Source organism: Methanoculleus sp. UBA430, assembly GCF_002506585.1.
Classification (GTDB): Archaea; Halobacteriota; Methanomicrobia; order Methanomicrobiales; family Methanoculleaceae; genus Methanoculleus.
Window position 1 is genome coordinate 173228 of sequence record NZ_DAXW01000015.1, and the last position, 18982, is coordinate 192209.

The following is an 18982-nucleotide window of genomic DNA, read 5'->3' on the forward strand; positions in this document are numbered from 1 at the left end:
GTCTCCGGCAGGTCTCAGTGCCGGAAGTGCCGCACACCGGAAAAGACCATCGCGATGTTGAGCCGGTTTGCCGCGTCGATGACCTCCGCATCGCGGATGGAGCCGCCCGGCTGGACGAGGGCCGTCGCGCCCGCCGCCGCCGCGACCTCCATCGTGTCGGGGAAGGGGAGGAAGGCATCCGAGGCGACCACCGAGCCGGCGAGGGATTTGCGGGACTTCTTGACCGCGATCTCCGCGGACTCGACCCGGTTCATCTGCCCGGCGCCGATCCCGATGACAGCGTTCTCGTCGGCGAAGATGATGGCGTTGCTCTTCGTGTGCCGGCAGACCTTCCAGGCAAGTTCCATCGCCCGCATCTCGTGGGCGTCGGGCTCTCGCTCGCTCACGACCCGCCAGTCCTCGCGGTAGGGCTCCGTCCTCTGGACCAGGATCCCGCCGTCGATACTCCGGACCTCGTCCTGCACCGCCGGGGAAGGCAGCCGGAGCACCCGCATATTCTCCTTCGCCTTCATGATCTCGAGCGCCTCCGGCGTGTAGGACGGGGCGACCACCACCTCGACGAACGTCCCGGTGAGTTCGCGGGCGACGTCCTCCCCCACCTCGCGGTTCATCGCGACGATCGAGCCGTAGGCCGAGACCGGGTCGACCTCACGGGCGGCGATGTAGGTCGGAAGGAGGCTCTCCCCCGTTGCCACGCCGCAGGGGTTGTTGTGCTTGACGATGACCACAGCGCACTCGTCGAACTCCCGGAGCAGGCCGACCGCGGCGTGGACGTCGAGGTAGTTGTTGTAGGACATCTGTTTGCCCTGGATCGGCTGTTCCCCGGCAATGCCGGCATCACCGTAAACGGCGGCTGCCTGGTGTGGGTTCTCGCCGTAGCGGAGCTCCCGGCCGTTCCTGAACTGGAGGGTGAGGACGTCGGGGAACGGCCGGTCGATACCGGTCAGGTAGTTCGTGATCGCGCCGTCGTAGGCCGCCGTCCGGGCGAAGGCCTTTGCCGCAAGGGGCAGGCGCTCTTCGGCCGTAAACCCGCCCCGCCGGACGGCATCCGCCGCCGTGCTGTAATCGGCACTCTCCACCACGACCGCGACGTACTTATGGTTCTTCGCCGCCGCCCGCACCATCGCCGGGCCGCCGATATCGATGTACTCGATCATCTCCTCAAGGGAGAGCCCCGTGTCCCGCATCGCCTCGAAGGGGTAGAGGTTCACCACCACGAGGTCGATAGGCTCGATGCCGTGCTCCTGCATCACGGCGTCGTCGATCCCCCGGCGGCCCAGGATGCCCCCGTGGATCTTCGGGTGAAGGGTCTTTACCCGCCCGTGCATCATCTCAGGAGAGCCGGTGTAGGTAGAGACATCGGTGTACGGGACGCCCGCCTGTGCGAGTGCGGCCCCGGTGCCGCCGGAACTTAAGATGCTGTAGTCGTGCTCAACGAGCACCCTGGCAAGATCGACGATGCCTGTCTTGTCCCAGACAGACAGCAGTGCCCACTTCATGGGTACACGTGAGCGGGATAGAGAGATATATATTTGGCGCCGCCCGCGAAACCGGGCTCCACGGCGCCCGGGGTTCTGGAGATCGCGGGCACGGCCGGAGCGGAAGGCAGCCCCTTTCCCGCACATCGATGGGAGAATACCGGCACCAGAGTTTCCGATCGGCAATTTGGCCTGCCAGGCGAGCCGGATGCCTGCCGCATACGTTAAATATATATAGAACCACATTACAATAAATAATCGAATAACTACAATCCATCATTTTGAAACAGGTTAGGCGTATGAAGGAGGATACATCCGAACCAAACGAGAAGCAACAGGGTCTCGCTGAATCGGCGGATGCAGCATCTCCGGCGCTTGAAGAGCTGCAAAAGGCATATGATGACTTAAACAGCCGTCATCTGCGTCTTGCAGCGGATTTCGACAACTACCGCAAAAGGATGGCCCGGGAGATCGACGCCCGTACAACCTTCGCCATCGAAGAGTTTGCGGTGGAGTTGCTCGACGTCATGGACAACTTCGAGCGGGCGGAGAAGACCGACGGCGCGGGCCTCCGGGAAGGGATGGAGCAGATCAGGAAACTTTTTGCGACCATCCTTGAGCGGCACGGCATCACGCCCATCGAATGCCGGAACCTTCCTTTCGACCCGGAACGGCACGAGGCTATCGCCTGCGTGCCTTCGGAGGCAACGGAGGGTACCGTGATCGATGAGGCCATCCGCGGATACTGTATGCAGGATAAAGTCATCAGATACTCAAAAGTCGTAGTTTCTAGAGGAAAGGAGGAATAACGGAATGGTTTCAGAGAAAGTTCTGGGTATCGATCTTGGAACAACCAACTCGTGCATGGCAATCATGGAAGGTGGACGGGCGACGGTCATCGCCAACGCCGAAGGCGGCAGGACCACCCCGTCCGTCGTAGCGTTCACCAGGGAGGGTGAGCGGCTGGTCGGCACCGTCGCAAAACGGCAGGCGATCACGAACCCGAACCGCACCATCCAGTCGATCAAGCGGAAGATGGGCACGAACGAGAAGGTCGAGATCGGGGAGAAGAGTTACACGCCGCAGGAGATCTCTGCAATGATCCTCCAGAAGATGAAACTGGACGCAGAAGAGTACCTGGGTGAGAAGATCGCGAAGGCCGTCATCACGGTGCCCGCCTACTTCAACGACGCTCAACGGCAGGCAACGAAGGACGCCGGGACGATCGCCGGCCTCGAGGTCCTCCGGATCATCAACGAACCGACCGCGAGCGCGCTGGCCTACGGCATCGATAAGGAAGGCGAGTCCACGGTGCTCGTCTACGACCTCGGCGGCGGCACGTTCGATGTCTCGATCCTCCAGCTCGGCGACGGTGTCTTCGAGGTCAAGTCGACCGCCGGCAACAACCGTCTCGGTGGCGACGACTTCGACAAACTGGTCGTCGACTACCTGGTCGATGAGTTCCGGAAGAAGGAGGGCGCCGACCTCAGGAAGGACCCGGTCGCCATGCAGCGGCTGCGCGACGCGGCCGAGAACGCGAAGATCGAGCTCTCCACCGTCCAGAAGACCAACATCAACCTCCCCTACATCACCACAACGGAGAGCGGCCCCAAGTTCCTTGACTTCGACCTCACCCGGGCGAAGTTCGAGAGCCTGATCGCCGACCTCGTCGACTCGACCCTCGGGCCGGTGAAACAGGCGCTTTCCGACGCAAAACTGAGCGCCGACGATATCAGCCACGTCCTCCTCGTCGGCGGGTCGACCCGGGTCCCGCTCGTGCAGGAGACCGTGAAGAAGGTCCTCAAGAAGGAGCCCGACAAGGGCATCAACCCCGACGAGTGCGTCGCCCTCGGCGCCGCCATCCAGGCCGGCGTGCTCACGGGCGAGACCAAAGACGTCCTGCTCCTCGACGTGACCCCGCTCTCGCTCGGCATCGAGACGCTCGGGGGCATCGCGACGAAGCTGATCGAGCGCAACACCACCATCCCGACGCGGAAGAGCCAGATCTTCTCGACCGCGGCCGATGGCCAGACATCGGTCGAGATCCACGTGATGCAGGGGGAGCGGGCGCTTGCAAAGGACAACTTCACCCTGGGCCGGTTCCAGCTCACCGGTATCCCGGCAGCACCCCGGGGGATCCCGCAGATCGAGGTCACGTTCGATATCGACGCAAACGGCATCGTCCACGTCTCGGCAAAGGACCTGGGTACGGGCAACGAGCAGTCGATCACCATCAAACCGCAGGACTCCCGGCCGTCCGAGGCCGATATCAAGCGGATGATGAACGACGCGAAGAAGTTCGAGGCGGAAGACCAGAAGAAGCGCGAGGAGATCGACCTGCGGAACACCGCCGACACCGCGGTCTTCACCGCCGAGCGGGCCCTCAAAGACGCGGGCGACTCGGTCGAGGCCGCGGAGAAGGAGAAGATCGAGAGTGCGATCGCCGACCTCAAGAAGGCGCTCGAAGGCGACGATCTCGAAGCCATCAAGCAGAAGATGGACACCCTGACCGAAGCGGTATATGCGGTCACGACGAAGATGTACCAGCAGGCACAGCAGCAGAAGGCGGAGGGGGCCACAAAGAAGGATGATACCGTCGTCGATGCCGATTACGAAGTCAAAGAGTGAGGTCAATGGGTCCGGACAGCTACTATGATATCCTCGGCGTCTCGCGGGACGCCAATGACGCGGAGATCAGGAAAGCCTACCGGGACCTGGCACGAAAATATCACCCCGACGTCTGCAAGGAGGACGGGGCCGAGGAGCGGTTCAAGGGGATCAACGAGGCCTACAGCGTCCTCTCCGATCCCCAGAAACGCGCCCAGTACGACCAGATGGGACACGATGCCTACAGTAACGCGTCCCGGGGGTCGTACTCCGGCGGGGGCGGGTTCTCCGGCGGGTTCAACGCGGACTTCTCCGGGTTCGGGGATATCTTCGACACGTTCTTCGGCGGCGGTGGGGCCAGGCAGCGTGCCGGCCCGCGCCCCGGCGCCGACCTCCTGATGAAGATGCGGATAACGCTCGAGGAGGCGGCGTTCGGGACCGAGAAGGAGGTCGGCCTCGACCATGTCGAGCCCTGCCCCGCGTGCGACGGGTCGGGGAGCGAGACGAAGAAGTTCACCACCTGCCCGACCTGCGGCGGCAGCGGCCAGATGCGGCAGATGAGCCAGTCGATCTTCGGGAGTTTCGTCCGGATGACCCCCTGTACCGCCTGCGGCGGGAGGGGGAAGATCCCCGAGTCCCGGTGCAAGACCTGCGGCGGGAGCGGGCACCGGCGTGCCCGGCAGACGGTGAAGGTCCGGGTTCCGCCGGGCGTGGACACGGGCATGCGCCTCCGGATGGAGGGCTACGGCGACGCCGGGGATTACGGTGCGCCGGCGGGCGACCTCTACATCGAGATCAGCGTCGCCCAGCACCGGTCGTTCACCCGGCGGGGCGACGATCTCGAGACGGCGATCGATATCACCCCCGCCCAGGCGGTGCTGGGGTCCGAGGTCGAGGTGAAGACGATCGACGGGCGGACAGTCGTCCTGGACATCCCGGCCGGGGTGCAGCACAACACCGGGCTGAAGATCGCGGGCGAGGGCGTGCGGTGGCAGACGAAGCCCGGCGATATGCTGGTGCGGGTGCGGATTGTCGTGCCCGACCGGCTGACGGACGAGGAGCGCGAACTCTATGGACGCCTGCTCGAGCTTGAGGGGAAGAAACCCTCGGCGAAGGGCGCGAAGAAGGGCAAGGGCTTCTTTCAGGATGTCGTCGACAAGATGAAAGAGACGGTGAAGTGAGGGGCTCTCCCTTACCGGCTCTCTCACTTTTTGAGTATTATAACCCGGTTCCGGGTAAGCGCTCCCCACAATCCCGGCAGGTGGTGCGGGTGTGAGCCCTGCCTGAATATGCTCCACCCCCACCGGGAACCGGGTGTCCGGTTTGAGCATACCTTTTAATTCGACATCGTCTATTCTGGATACGTAGTGCGTATGGATCCTGCAGAGCGAGATTTTGAACCCTATGTCAAGCAGATGATGCAGTTGATGACGGAGAATCTCGCAAGGATGACTCATACCATCTCAAAAACTGATATTAACGCACTTTTATCAGAGATCCTCCGTGCACGCCGCGTATTCGTGATCGGGTTGGGCCGTTCCGGTCTGGTTGCCGGTGCTTTTGCCATGCGGCTCACCCACCTCGGAATCCCTACCTTCGTCATCGGCGAAACCATCGTGCCGGGAGTGTCCGAACAGGGCATGGTCGGCGATCTGCTCGTCATGTTTTCAAGCACGGGTCGGCAGGGGACAGCGGTCCATATCGCTGCGGACATGAAAAACATCGGCAAAGCAAAGGTTTTCCTGATCACGAGCCAGCTGAAGTCTCCCGCCGGAGACATCGCCGATCACATCGTTCATTTTCAGTGCGACGAGTATCAGAAGCAGTGTGCGGAGGAGGGGTGGACCTGTTTTGCTCCCCTCGGAACCTTCTTCGAGACGGCCGCATGGATCTTTGCCGATGCGGTGATATCCGGGATCATGGAGGCAAAGGGTATCGATGCCGATGCGATGGAGAACACCCATGCAAATCTGATGGGGCTCAACCTGTTGCCTGACGACTGAGTACCCGGCCGGCAGACATCCCGGCTGATGGACGAGGAGCGTGGACTCTATATGCGCCTGCTTGAGATCGAGGGGAAGAGACCCTCCGCGAAGGGCGCGAAGAAGGCCAAGGGCTTCTTTCAGGACGTCGTCGACAAAATGAAAGAGTCGGTGAAGTGAGGGAAACCCTCTCACTTCGGCGTTCTGGTTTTTGAACTCTTTTGCTATGAGCTCCGGCCGGGACTTTTTGCTCTAGGTTGGAATCCCGTTCATTCCAACTATTGTTCATTGTATTACCCCTGCTCAAGGCGTGAACCGATGCAGTAGCCCGCTCAACCAAGTCACCCTATCATACCGTGTGTGTCAGAGAGACCGCATCAGAGTGGGCGGATATCAAATGTGGTCACGGATAGTCGACTACAGGATGCGATGGAAAGTCAAGGGGAATTTCTCTTGTTTCAAACGGATCTTCGGGGAAGGAGCGCGCGCAACCTCTGGGAAGGCATGTTCCGCGAGATCCAGATGAAAGTGGAGTTTTGCAATATGCTGGTGGCTGCGGTGGTCTGAGCAAAGCCGCAGCAAGAAGGCCATGGGGAACCCTTGCGGTATTGTGCTGCTGCGTTGCACAATTCTCATATGAGAATGGAAATGGAGATATAGTAACTTAATGTCCAAAAAAAGCATACTTCTTGCTCCTTCACAGAACATTTCAATCCGGGCTCAAGGGTCTTGGGTAAGCAATTGAGGCAAGCGGCAATGATCTGCAATACTTATACAACATAGCAGTTGCAGCGAAAAAATTTTTACTTGTGAGGGGGTCACAAGCAAAATCAAATCACAATTTATATAACTTCATTTATTGAATGTTGCCTTATGAGTGGAATATTTACAATTCGCGCATGTCTAATCTCATTATTTATCCTGCTGCTTGTTCCTACAGCAACAAGTGCCATTCAGGTTACTGTAGTAAACGGATCCTTTCCAAATTCGATTAATGAAGGAGATCCGGTCAATTATGTCATTGAGATAAGCAGCTTGCCACGGCAGACAGCGATTGTAGAGCTTGAAACAGATCTGATCCCGGAGATAGGGAATATCCTATGGAATATTTCAAGCAGTGACCAGTGGGAGATTTCCGGTGGAGAGAGTGCCTTCAGGGAACAGCATCTAGAATTGAAAGCTCTTGGAGACTGGAGCAGCCCGATGCATGTCCAGGTAACAGGAAGTGTGCCGGTTCTTACTGAGGTTACGCAGCACAGTGGACTTGTCATCACAAAAATGCCCGAAAGGACAACCGGGTTCACCTATTACCGCCTTCAGGCACTTGATGACAAAGGTCTCCCCGTAGGGACCGCAGTTACGAAGACTTTTGATATTATCATTCCGGAGGATGAAACATTCACTCAGCGAGTTAATGACGTGCAGGATATTGAACTTCGGGGTATTGTCTCCGAACTGTACGACCTTGGTCTGATAAGAGAATCCAAAATGCTGCTCGATTATGCAGAAAAGCCTAAAGAGTCCGGTGTACCGATACCGGTGGTCGGTGCCGCCCTCGCTGCTGTGGCGATCATTGCAGCTGCGGTTGGGTATTATGTCAGAGGAAAGAGGAGTTGGAGCCCGGAATAACGGAGTATTAGGAGGATATGCTCATGCCATTTCAGATGCCGCCAGAACTGACTGTTGTTGCAATAGGTGGATGCGGAAAGAAGATGCTGTCCCATCTTTGCGATCATGATTGGTTTCTCAGAGAGTACCTGCTGGGTGGAAGACAACTTTGGCTATACACAATGGATACAGATTCTAACCAGAAGAGTGATGACGAAACCCTTTGCAACGCAGTAATGGAGAAGGTTAACAGAATTCGCAAGACTCAAGATGGGATAGATGGAAAGGTGGATATTGACTATTTCTTCCTCCCGGGTTTTGCCGATGTTAGACGCATCTCATCGCTTACCGGTTCAGATGTGAGAGAGCAGATTAAAAACCGGACCACAGAACCTAGTGTAAAGTTCTGGTGGATGAACGATCCAGAGAACGGCTTTGAGTATAGTGATCTGAAATGTGTGGATAGCAACATTTCTGATGATTTCGGAGGGGGGGTCCATAGAAGGCGGGCAATCTCAAAAGCGGTTTTTTATAAGGCGATTACCCAGGGTGGAGAGAAGTTTCCATCTTTCTCTGGTAATGGTCCGGTGGTTATCATCGTAGGTCTTGGCGGTGGCACCGGTTCAGGAATGTTCATCGATCTTGCCCGATATATAAAGGGCAAACGAGGAGGAGAAACAAAGATCTGGCTATTCGGGGTTTTGCCTGCAATGGGCGAGCCCGAGAAAGAACAGCTCAATGCGGCAATCGCACTCACCGAGATCGAATATTTGAATTTGATGGAAGAGAAACTCTTTAATTATGTCGTTCTCACCTCCCTCAGTCCGACTGGGTATGTTGAAGGAGGACATCGAAGAAAAGAGGTTATGGAGTTCGACAATGCATTCCCCTACCTCCTTATCAATTCTCTCTACCTTCCAACCGCTGATATCTCTGCGATTGCAGATGCAAAGAAAGACTACTCGGGTTTTATTGTTGCTGATTCCCACATCATTGAGTATCCAGTTGAAGAGCTCATGGAACTCAGAATGGAATTTGAGAGGTTAATCCGTGAGTTAGAATTCCTCTCATCCAGCAGAAAAAAATTGGTTGAAGAGGTATCTGAATTTCTTGGGCAAGCAGATCCGCTCTTTCCAAGCATGCATTTTCTAGATACGATTCCAGAAATCACACGGGATGATATCAACTTCCTGAAACGCGAGGCTGAAAGAATCAAAATTACGTGGGATAACGAGATTGCAAAAGATCTTAACTTCCAGACGACGGCTGAGATTAATTCGTATATCAAAAACAACTTTCCGGAAGATTTGCAGAATCTTAACGATATCGAGACCTATGACAACTTAATTGAATATCTTTCCCGTTTGCGGAGATTTCTGCTGACCGGGATGGATACGTTTGAGAATGAACTCGATCGTAACCTTCACAGTAATGTTACCGAAGCTCTAGCACAACTCGAACAATTTGCAGTACTACAGAAAAAGCTTCTCTCCATAAGGAGCCAAGAATATCAAACAGCAAAACAGGCATTTCAGAAGATCATCCGCGCCGAAACCAATCTGGCAGCAATGAACAACGAGATTACATGCCGCATCTCTTCAAATACCCATCGTATCACGGATCTGGATGATAAAATCCTGAAGCAGAAATCCGAGCTGACAAGAATCGATCAGGAAAGAAACCAGACTGTCGAGCGAATTAGCCTCGAGTGCAATTCCCTCATCCCCTTAATTAAGGACATTATATCTAGGAAAGATACAATTCGAACCATTGAATCGGGGGAACATGCAGTAATTGAAAGATTTGGGTTTCTTATTGATAAAATGCGGAACGAGCTTGCAAAAGCAGGTTCCACAAAAGATAAACCTAAACTCTTTAAAAGAGACGAGTGGTTGACGTATGTCCAATTAGGGAAGATTGAGGGCGAGATCGAAACCCTCGCAAAGGCGTCAGGGGAGGATCTGGACTACCTTAAGCGACTGGCAAGAGATGAGGCCCTCTATTACTACAATAAATACCTCATTGAGCTCTCGGATAAGCGTGGTTTTATTGATAGGATCCTTGGAGCTAAGATTCCTAGGGATAGGCTTGTGCATGAGCGGAACGCTGCAGAAGACAGCATAAGTCGGACTATTGAATCACGACGGGATAAAATACTTCAGGTTGATCCTCTAGAGATTAAGGTATCACCAGGTTTTGTGTCAAGGGATTTCCTTCGAAATCTGGAAACAGATCTGGAAACAAATGTTCTTGGGCCGCTTCGATCGACATTTGGGCTAACAGTAGAAGAGTCTACGACGCTTGCTTTGGCCATGCAACAGGTTGATGTCCAGAATGCCTCTGTATCATTAAAGGAGGCACTTACTGATATCGTTATATCCCGAAATGGATCTGGGAAACGGATTGCAGAAATTACATCTGATACTGAGAAGATGGAGCAGGAAAGAAGACTTCAGAGCGATCAGATCGCATTCCTAAAAAAGATTGACGATCTGGTTCAGAACACTTCTGCAGAAAGAAAATTCTATAGTGATCATCTTACCAGATTTGATGACTGCATTCGTAATATTAGTGAGAGGAGAGAGCGGGGCCATTCCACCGTTGATGGGTTGTTCCAGACACGGTTTGGAGAGATAAATCCAAACGTCCTCCCGCTCATTGCAACGGGAACGGATATGGGCAGTCTGGAGTTGAATAGCGAGGGAAAAGAAGAACTGAATAAACTCTTCCGGCTTGTCAAATGGAAGTTTAAAGATCTGATAGACCCCAAGAAACTTGGGGTCACGAACCTCTCAATTGATTTTGGGACGGAACGATGGAATTTTGAAAAATCAGCTCTCGTGGTTGCATCACGATCCCATGCCATGTCCACTCTGGTTGATAACTCGATTGGAGACTTTAAAGACTACACGTTTAGCAAGCTCAGTCTAAAGCATATAGATAATGCCAAGATTACTACTCACAACTACACGAGGCCTTGGGAGATCTCCTTAACATTCTTTACCGCAGCGGCTTTCCTGGATAATATCTCCCCCTTGACTGGCGGGGGAGGATACTGGGAAAAATATGAAAAGAGCAGGAACAACATCTTGCATCATGTAATCGGCTTGCAGGACGGTTCCTATATTGTTCGGAATCAGAAACTCCCGCTGGCCGAAGCGGCATCCATAGCGATGCGTGAAGCGGGTGATGATTCACATAAACAACTGGCGCGTGAGCAGGTATTGCAGCTCTATGAGATAAAGAATGTCCGGGAGGTTGCAAAAAGATGATCATAAACAATAAAAAAAGACAAATAATCCTTTTTGGGGCAATAATTATGGGATTAGTTATCTCTCTGCTCTTTATCAACCTTTTCGAAGTTTATTGGTTTATGATTGCTCCGTTTGAGGTGACGGTACTTATTGATATTATATTGGGAATGTTTCTCCTGATTGCCGTGGGCATGTTTTTTTCCGAGGATTCACGCATAAACGGGATTGTTTTTGTCTTAGCCACCTCAGTGATATCATATCATTTCCTCAACCAGAATCGAGTTATTCCTGATGCCCTGCTTTTTGGAGCACTCCTTGGCGCTGTGTTGATATCCGGAGTAATTATCCGGAATCGCTTTGATATCCTTGCAATGTCTGCAAAAACCCTTATGAGTATCTCTTATCTCATTATTGTTGGGTATCTGCTGTTTGGGTTTTTCATAAAAAGTTATTCTACCAGTGAACTGACAGCGGCAGAGGCTGCAATGGTTACTACGCAAAATGCATTCTTTTATGGTGTTGGAATTATCATTACGTGCGTATTCTTCCTGCTCTTGATGTATTCAGTCGTTGGCGTCAAAAACTCGAATATCTTTGTCTTTGGCTCACGAAAATCAGGAAAAACATATTTCCTTCTCGGACTTCATGACTACATTTCAAATCACTTTGGGGCTTTTCCTTCACGCGAAGTTATCCTTTCAGGCGATCCCGAAGATGAGAAAAATCTCCGGCTCGCCAATCTGTATGCTACAATTCAGGACAAGAAAATCGTAACACGGACGTTTAACTATCATATGGCAATGTACGAACTCCGGGGTAAGAAATATGGAATAATTCCTGTTTCATTGACGCTTGTCGATTATGCCGGAGAGTACTTCGATAGGCTCAACCGAAGGGAATATCTTGCTGCTATTGCGTATTTGAGCAAAGTACTAGAGATGCCCGAAGAGCAATTAAAAAAGAATGCTGGTAGCTTCCAATTTATTGAGTTTATCAAGGAGCAGCATAAAGATCACCTTGCTGACATGGAATTCACCCGGAGTATAATTATCTCGACGCTCTACCACCACCTCATGAAAGCGGGCAAAGTCATTTTTCTTATTGATGGAGAAAAGGTATCAGACCCCTCGAAGGGTGCCGGTCAACTCTCGCGTGAGTTTGGTGAGTACATCAAGACCCTCATGGATATCGAAAGAAACTATTTGTCCAGAGTGTTTGGTGGGAATAAGAAGTATGCACTTGTCGTCACGAAGACCGATCTGATTCTGCGGAGGTCAAATGAACTAAAAGGCACCCTTATGCTGACGCACAGCGATAGGTTGTCTGACGTTGGAGAGCAGTCGAAGGGGGCTGGTATTCTCGAAGATAAGCTCTTCTCTTCGCTTAATGAAACCCTTGTCTTCCGCAACCTTATCAACATGATGAACGATATCTCCGTTCATTTTCTTTCTGTAAGCGTCGACCCGACATTGGAACCGACTGATGAAACCGACGATGAGAACCCGGCTCCTCGCGAATTAGCACCATGGGGCTTTTCCCAACTGTTCCGGTTTACGATGTAGTCGACTTGAAGGTGATATAAATGCCAAAACAATTCGGACTCTATACCACAACTGGAGAGGTTGAGGGGGGGACTTTAACAAAAGAGAGTGGTCTCGCCCTTAAGATTGGCGAAGTCAACGCAGGGTTCTTTTTTAGGTCAGACCGTGATGGAATCACGCTGGGAGCATCATGGGATGTGCAGAAGTCCCAGCAACGTCCGGACACCCGCATTTACATTGAGAATATCCCCTATGAAGACGTTGGTTCCGATCTCACCGGTGCAATTTACCGTTATTTTACTTCAGGAGCAACTATCCTAAAGGATGCTGGATATAACCTGCTTGCTATCTGGGGCGATGAAGGCTTTGCCCAGAGGATTTCATCTAATCCTGATGATCTTATACAATACTCTTCTCGCTATCAGCAGAATCGGTCGGGAGTAGAATTGTTCCTGGCCGGAAAACTGCTGGTAGGCGAGAAAGCCTATGTGAAAATGCGAAGGAGGGATCTCGCATGGGCGATTTCACTAATGGATCAAGCCGCGAATACACTTTCTCCAGTACTCCATCTCGGATATTGTTTCATTGTAGCAATGACAACTGATAAATCTGAAGATCTTTTGATACTTCCAAATTTTCCTCCCCAAACTCCTGTTGATATTACGATAAAACCTGAAGGTAATTATCATTATGAAAAGCCACAGTCTGATATATACGAAGATATCGGTTCAATAATCCGGAAGCCCAAATATATTAGGGATTTCAATACTTCTGCAACCAAACCCAATCTAATGGAAATAATTGCCCGTAAGATGATCGGGTCTGGTCCTAGTTGTGATAAGAGAACAGAATACCATAACTTTTTTAGAACTGTTGGATATTCCATTGCACTGAATGATCGAGATATTATTGAGAATGTACTCAGTAACCGTGATGTTCGGGGGTTTGAAGAACACTTCAAACGCAGTGATTTTGATCCTCAAAATTTTTTTGCCACACTTAAAGAATTTCCCTCCAGTAAATGGGATTATTTTTTTAAGCGTACTGAAGAGTTATTTGTCAGGAATCCCGACCGTATCGGGAGATATTTCCTCCAGTTTCAATCGTTAAACCCGGATTTTTCAGAGGCAACAAAAAGGATCTCTGATGCCCTTAATCCAAAACCTCCGCAGCCAGCCGCTACACAGTGGACAACATATTCTGGAAATTATAGCGATCATAAGACCGAAGGGACAGGATGGCAATTAGGTCATCTGGCAATAATAGCCCTGGTCGCGATTGGGGTATCAGTAATAATCCTTATCGCCCTAGGGTATGTGGATATTAACCCGGTGCTAACCAATTTTGGGACTTCAGAAGGTAACGATGTAATAAAAAATATTGACGGTGCGTCTCTGGTCATCAACCATACTGCAAAGGATGCAATGGATCACGCGGTGAACATCTCTCTGAGTAGAGGATGGCTGCCTCCCGGGACACAAAATGTCACGAACGACACGATTGTATCCAATAGCATCTTCAATGTCTCCCCGGCAGATATCCGGTACAATCCCCAGGCGCTGCTCAGCATTAGCATTAATGATACACCGAATACCTCAAAAATGGGCATTGCAAGGATGGATTCCACATGGAATCAGTGGAGACCTCTTGGCGGTTCGATAAACAGCACCTCTCACACTATTGAATTATTCATCAACGAAGGAGGTCTGTATGCCGTTTACCAGGACCTTTCTCTTGAAGCAGAACCGGGGGAAAACTGAACATGCTATGTGGCAGCACAGGGGGATCTTCCAGAGGGCACACTAATCTGATTCGGCGTCTTCTGCTGGCAACATTCATTTTCCTCCTCCTTGTTGGAATTAGCGAGGCGGCAAGCATATCCGTGAGCTCGAATCCTTCAGGAGCAGATATTTTCCTGAACGGAGATGCGGTAAACATGAAGACCAATTCGGTCATCGAGAACGTTTACCCTGGCCTCCACTACGCTACCCTTGAGATGCCGGGGTACCGGTCATGGACTACCGTTGTCGAGGTGAAGGAGGGCTCCACGACGTATGTCCATCACGATCTGGTACAAAAAACAGGATCAATTGTCGTTACAACAACACCGACCGATGCGGCAATATTCGTTGATAACAAATACAAAGGTAAATCCACTACGATCTTGAAGGGCATTCCGGTGGGTGAGTATACCGTCCTTCTTCAGCTCGATGGTTATCTGGACTACTCATCAGATATTGTAGTTTACGATAACGCTGATACACGAATTAATCATGTCTTTGAGCCTCTACCGACGACGGGCGCAATTGCTGTGCTCTCCCACCCGGAAGGAGCCTCGATCTATCTTGACGGGTCACAAGCAGGGATAACAGAAGCTCTTCTCGAGAACATCTCTCCTGGGAAGCATACCGTTACCTTAAAAAAATATGGCTACCGCGATGATTCTACAGGGATCAGTGTAACTATCGGTGAAGTTGCCCATGTGGAAAGAGATCTTATACCTGAAAATGTTAGTGCTACGATAATTTCGTCTCCAGTTAATGCAGAGATTTTACTGGATGGGGTTGTAATTGGCAATACACCCTATTATGGGACGTTCGGACATGGGAAGCATGTATTGCTATTCCGGGCACAGGGGTTCGAAGAATTCTCAAACACGTATGACATTCCATATGCCCCCTTTTCACTTTCGGTTGAGCTTGTCCCTGCCGCACGCCAGATCATTGCAGAAGCGCGCGGCAAGATCGCGGAAAATGAAAAGTATAGTCCTGTAACTGCTAAAGAGGAACTCGATAATGCAGAAGCAAATCTTGAACAAGGCGAATATATCACAGCACTTGAATCTGCAGAAAAATCCTTCCAGTTAGCAGGTGACGTCGACGATGACGGTATATCAAACGCACTTGATATGCAGCCTGACGTCGGGAACACGTTCCTATATGCAATACCGTTTATTGTTGCACTGCTTATCGGCTCAGTAGTAGCGTTTGATTGGTCTCGATGTCGCGTTCGCCCAAATTTAACCGCCAGAATCGATGAAGTATCTAAAGCAAATGTTGATCTGATCCTCGATCTTGTGATGGAGAACTCATACCGTGCAATGGTCTGCACGGTATCTGTAGATGGAAAGTTCACGGAGATGTTGTATGAACCTGGTTCTCACCGAATATCTCTAAGTCAGCTCTCACCAGGATCACATACAGTTGCCATTGAACTGGAGATACAAAAAAACCGATATGGGACACAATCTACCTCACAGACCATTGAGTTCTCTCTGCCGTAACTATCGAAGGAGAAGAATAGAGCATAAGATGTGCAATCTATGCTCTAACTTACAACCAATTTCCATAACGGATCATTTGATCCTTCCAGGTCCAGAGTGACTCTTGCATTATTATAATTGAATGGTAAGGGAACTTCGAAAACAAGCCATCCAGAATTAGATTCATATCGGTCTAGCGTTTTTTGCTGGTAAGCATCACCATGCCCTGTGATCACTGTGATACCGGTATTGGGGTCATACTCTCTACCTTTGTAGAGCAATTTGAACTGACCTGTTTGAGGGGTTTGTACCTGATAATAAACTCCCTCACCTTTATGCGCTACGTTAGTTGCCGTTGCGCCAATAAATATGAATGTATATCCAGATCTCGGAACGTACGTCTCGTAATCTGTGTCGTATTTCCCTTTGGCAGAATACGACGATTTTTCCATTATTTCATCGAAGTAGACGGATATCGTGTTCTGCTGGGATGGGTCGTCATATTTAAAACGGGCTCCCAAGTCAAGGGATGGAGGATATATGTAGTTTTCTGATTCAGCTTCTTGTCTTTCTGAATCGCCCTGTGAATTATCTGTTTGTGGAAATAATTCTGCGTTGGAGGGTGACTGTTCAGTAGAAGCATACATATTTCCTCCAGAAGATTTCTGTTGAGTGCAGCCAGGAGTACATGAAAATAAGAATAATAGGCAAACAATCAGGCAAAGTGGCTTTAGGTACGGTTTATTTAGCATACTAATCCGTATTTTGTGGTTATATATATACCTTACGTAGAATTGCTAAATTGTACAAATCCGTTTCCGGGTCTTCAGTCAATATTACTAAAGTGAACTCGGGTAACGTTTCAGATCTTCTGTAAAATCGTTGAGCTCTGTCTCTATGTCTGATCATCCCTTCTCTATCGTCAAATACCTTCTGCCGGTGACCCATTCCTCGTTGATGTCCATCAGGATCGAACCAGCCAGCCGGAGGAGTAATTCCTCATTTGGAAACGTTCCTACAACCTTTGTTCTCCGTTTCAATTCCTTGTTGACTCTCTCCACCAGGTTCGTGGTTAGTATCCACTTCTGGTGTTGTATCGGAAACGCCGTGTAACTCATAAGCCCCGGGAGGAACCGCTCGAGGGTATTGGCTGCTGATAAGCACGCGGTCCCAAGAACTCATGCAGGTCTTGATCATTGCTAGCACTTCATCCTCGGTGAAAATTTGAGATGCGGTCTTCGTCATCGTGTCCCATGTGGGAGGCTTGGTCCGTTGCACCTTGTCCGGAAGTATAGGGGAGTGCCTCTCGGTTATGAGCCATACGTAGAACCACTTCAGGAACGTTATGTAATCACGGATCGTGTTCTGCTTGTAGGGTTTGCCACTGTTGCGTGCCTGAAGCAGGCGCGAAACACCGGTGTACAGATCTGTTAGGGTATTCGCTGTATAACGGACCTATGAGCCGCCACCACAAAACCAGGGCCGTGGTGATATTCTTGTTGGTCCGTCTCGTGCCGATACCATTTGTGGTGCGGAGCTCCGCGACAAATGCTTCAATGAGGGCACCATCCTCAGAAGCGATTAAGCCATCGTCCACACCCCTCGCGAGGGGATGGCTTGCGTACCCCTCTTTGAGGAGGTGAAAAGGCTTGTCACACGTCGGGCTGGCGTGCATTGAGCGGTTTGAGTCACGCAATGGTCGTTTACCCTGATAACCTTAGAACTGACGGGAACTTCAACCCCAAAACAAGAACCGCTCCGGCCGGGATCTGAGCCCGGGTCGTCCTGCACCCCGGGCGACCGCTCGATCGGCAATCAAGCCTTTTTCTTCAGTTCAACAAACCGCCGGACAAGCCTGGCGTTTTCCTCCTCGATTCGGCTGTTGCCGCCGGAGAGTTTCTGTCTGACCTCTTCTGCAATACGCCCGTGCTGTTCCCGGTAGATGGCATAGAGCGTCTCGATGATCGGCGCATAGTCCCCGTCATCCGCCTTTGTGAGCGCGTTCAGGTAGGCCGACCGGTGCTCCAATCCCAGGTAGAGTGTCGGATAACCGGCTCGCTCCAGGACCAGGTTCATCAACGCCCGTCCGACCCGCCCGTTTCCATCGACAAACGGGTGAATCATCTCAAATTTTGTCTGGAGCAGTACGGCGAGTTCGAATGGGTTCAGGTGCCCTTTGTTCTGCCGGTACCACCCGATGAGAGCGCGCATCTCCTCAGGGACGAGGATCGCAGGAGGGGGCGCGTAGTCTACCTGCTTGATGCCTACCTGGATGTTCCGGTACTCTCCCGGGTTCCGGAAGACCTCGTTCATCAGTATCTCGTGGATCTTCCTGATGAGCGTCCCGGTTATGTCCCCGGAATACCCTTCGAGGTACCTTCGGAGATTGATGAAGTTGAGGATCCCATATACCTCATCCATTTTCTTCCCCGCCGGGGAGATGTTATGCTCCAGGAGTTCCTGCGCTTCCCGGAGACTGATGCTGTTTCCCTCGATCGCCGTCGTGCCCTGGACGTATCTGAGATACAGTGCATCCACGTATCGCTCGCTCTCGTCAGGGTAGAACTCTTCGAAAAGACCGTAGAAGTAACGAAGTGTCTCAAGTTCGAGCGCCTGAGTTTCGGTGAGGGCCGTGAAGGAGTAATGCTTCAGCCGGTAATCGAGGTAGGTCTTTAACCTCAGGGTATGGAGTTCAGGGAGTTTTGGTAAAAAGTCCTCTTGGGATACCTTTTCGAGCCTTCCGATGTATACCTGGAGTGGCAGCGATTTTGAGTTAACTTTGACCCTATCTCGGAAGTAGAGGTATTTATTGCCCTTGATTATCTTTACCGTCAGTTCCGACATGGCTTTACTCATCGCCGCTTCGAGAGATGAAAATGCTATTCCTGGGTTAACCGGGTTGGCCTCCATGAGGGGGGAGTGGGATTCCAGCCGGAGGTTCAGCAGAGTTCACGGATCAGGGCTGCGATTGAGACGATGAAACCGGCCGCTGCGATTGAGATAATGAACCGGCGGGAGCGAGGGGATATCCCGGTACAGTGGACCGTGGGGATATCGCCATTAGGGGAGGGGCTGACGGGGAGTGCGAGCATAGCGAGCTTGAGCACCGGCAGGTGCGAGGGGGGAGCATCTCCCCTCCCCTGTCTCCACCCCACAAGGTTATGCCTGTGACCCCCACCCCGCCCGGCCTCCGGCCTCCTCAGTCGCACCTGATGGTGCTCAAACTCCTGCCGTTCCGGCAGTCGTTCCC

The 18982-nt window shown here is 51.7% G+C and carries 14 protein-coding genes and 1 pseudogene; 11 read left to right on the forward strand and 4 right to left on the reverse strand.

Annotation, left to right across the window (positions count from 1 at the left end; translation table 11 throughout):
- Window positions 1-14 precede the first annotated feature (14 nt).
- The gene (purH, locus tag BRA49_RS11600) at window positions 15-1499 is read right to left on the reverse strand and encodes a bifunctional phosphoribosylaminoimidazolecarboxamide formyltransferase/IMP cyclohydrolase (protein ID WP_292386250.1); all 1485 of its coding nucleotides are present in this window, start codon (window positions 1497-1499) and stop codon (window positions 15-17) included.
- Window positions 1500-1777: 278 nt separating this feature from the next.
- On the opposite strand from purH, the gene BRA49_RS11605 reads away from it, so the two are divergent.
- From BRA49_RS11605 to BRA49_RS11655, 10 genes are all read left to right on the forward strand, one after another.
- On the forward strand, window positions 1778-2287 hold the full coding sequence (locus BRA49_RS11605) for a nucleotide exchange factor GrpE (RefSeq protein ID WP_292386251.1): 510 nt from the start codon (window positions 1778-1780) through the stop codon (window positions 2285-2287).
- 4 nt (window positions 2288-2291) lie between these two features.
- A complete protein-coding gene (dnaK, locus tag BRA49_RS11610) occupies window positions 2292-4106 on the forward strand; it encodes a molecular chaperone DnaK (protein ID WP_292386252.1) in 1815 nt (604 codons plus the stop codon).
- Window positions 4107-4111: 5 nt separating this feature from the next.
- Window positions 4112-5266, forward strand: coding sequence for a molecular chaperone DnaJ (gene dnaJ / locus BRA49_RS11615; protein ID WP_292386253.1), 1155 nt, complete (start codon window positions 4112-4114; stop codon window positions 5264-5266).
- Between the two features lie 267 nt (window positions 5267-5533).
- Entirely contained in the window at window positions 5534-6088 is a 555-nt protein-coding gene (locus BRA49_RS11620; RefSeq protein WP_292386278.1) for an SIS domain-containing protein, read from the forward strand.
- 27 nt (window positions 6089-6115) lie between these two features.
- Window positions 6116-6247: a hypothetical protein gene (locus tag BRA49_RS11625; protein ID WP_292386254.1), complete on the forward strand. Its 132-nt coding sequence runs from the start codon at window positions 6116-6118 to the stop codon at window positions 6245-6247.
- A gap of 693 nt (window positions 6248-6940) precedes the next feature.
- Entirely contained in the window at window positions 6941-7696 is a 756-nt protein-coding gene (locus BRA49_RS11635) for a hypothetical protein (RefSeq protein WP_292386256.1), read from the forward strand.
- Window positions 7697-7719: 23 nt separating this feature from the next.
- Window positions 7720-10947, forward strand: coding sequence for a tubulin-like doman-containing protein (locus tag BRA49_RS11640; protein WP_292386257.1), 3228 nt, complete (start codon window positions 7720-7722; stop codon window positions 10945-10947).
- The gene (locus BRA49_RS11645) at window positions 10944-12491 is read left to right on the forward strand and encodes a hypothetical protein (protein WP_292386258.1); all 1548 of its coding nucleotides are present in this window, start codon (window positions 10944-10946) and stop codon (window positions 12489-12491) included. The genes BRA49_RS11640 and BRA49_RS11645 overlap by 4 nt, the downstream gene beginning before the upstream one ends.
- Window positions 12492-12511: 20 nt before the next feature.
- The gene (locus tag BRA49_RS11650; protein ID WP_292386260.1) at window positions 12512-14230 is read left to right on the forward strand and encodes a hypothetical protein; all 1719 of its coding nucleotides are present in this window, start codon (window positions 12512-12514) and stop codon (window positions 14228-14230) included.
- A 2-nt stretch (window positions 14231-14232) separates the two neighbouring features.
- Window positions 14233-15753 carry a PEGA domain-containing protein gene (locus tag BRA49_RS11655; protein WP_292386261.1) on the forward strand — a complete coding sequence of 507 codons (1521 nt, stop codon included), beginning with the start codon at window positions 14233-14235 and terminating at the stop codon, window positions 15751-15753.
- A 44-nt stretch (window positions 15754-15797) separates the two neighbouring features.
- Here the strand turns inward: BRA49_RS11655 and BRA49_RS11660 are convergent, their stop codons facing one another.
- The 3 genes and pseudogenes from BRA49_RS11660 to BRA49_RS11670 form a co-directional block, all read right to left on the reverse strand.
- Entirely contained in the window at window positions 15798-16379 is a 582-nt protein-coding gene (locus BRA49_RS11660) for a hypothetical protein (RefSeq protein ID WP_292386262.1), read from the reverse strand.
- Window positions 16380-16637: 258 nt separating this feature from the next.
- Window positions 16638-16886: pseudogene (locus tag BRA49_RS11665) on the reverse strand (transposase); the annotation flags it as partial.
- Window positions 16887-17547: 661 nt separating this feature from the next.
- Window positions 17548-18576 carry a Fic family protein gene (locus BRA49_RS11670; protein WP_292386263.1) on the reverse strand — a complete coding sequence of 343 codons (1029 nt, stop codon included), beginning with the start codon at window positions 18574-18576 and terminating at the stop codon, window positions 17548-17550.
- A gap of 194 nt (window positions 18577-18770) precedes the next feature.
- Here BRA49_RS11670 and BRA49_RS11675 point away from each other — a divergent pair.
- On the forward strand, window positions 18771-18982 hold a 212-nt coding region (locus BRA49_RS11675; RefSeq protein WP_292386265.1), incomplete at its 3' end, for a hypothetical protein.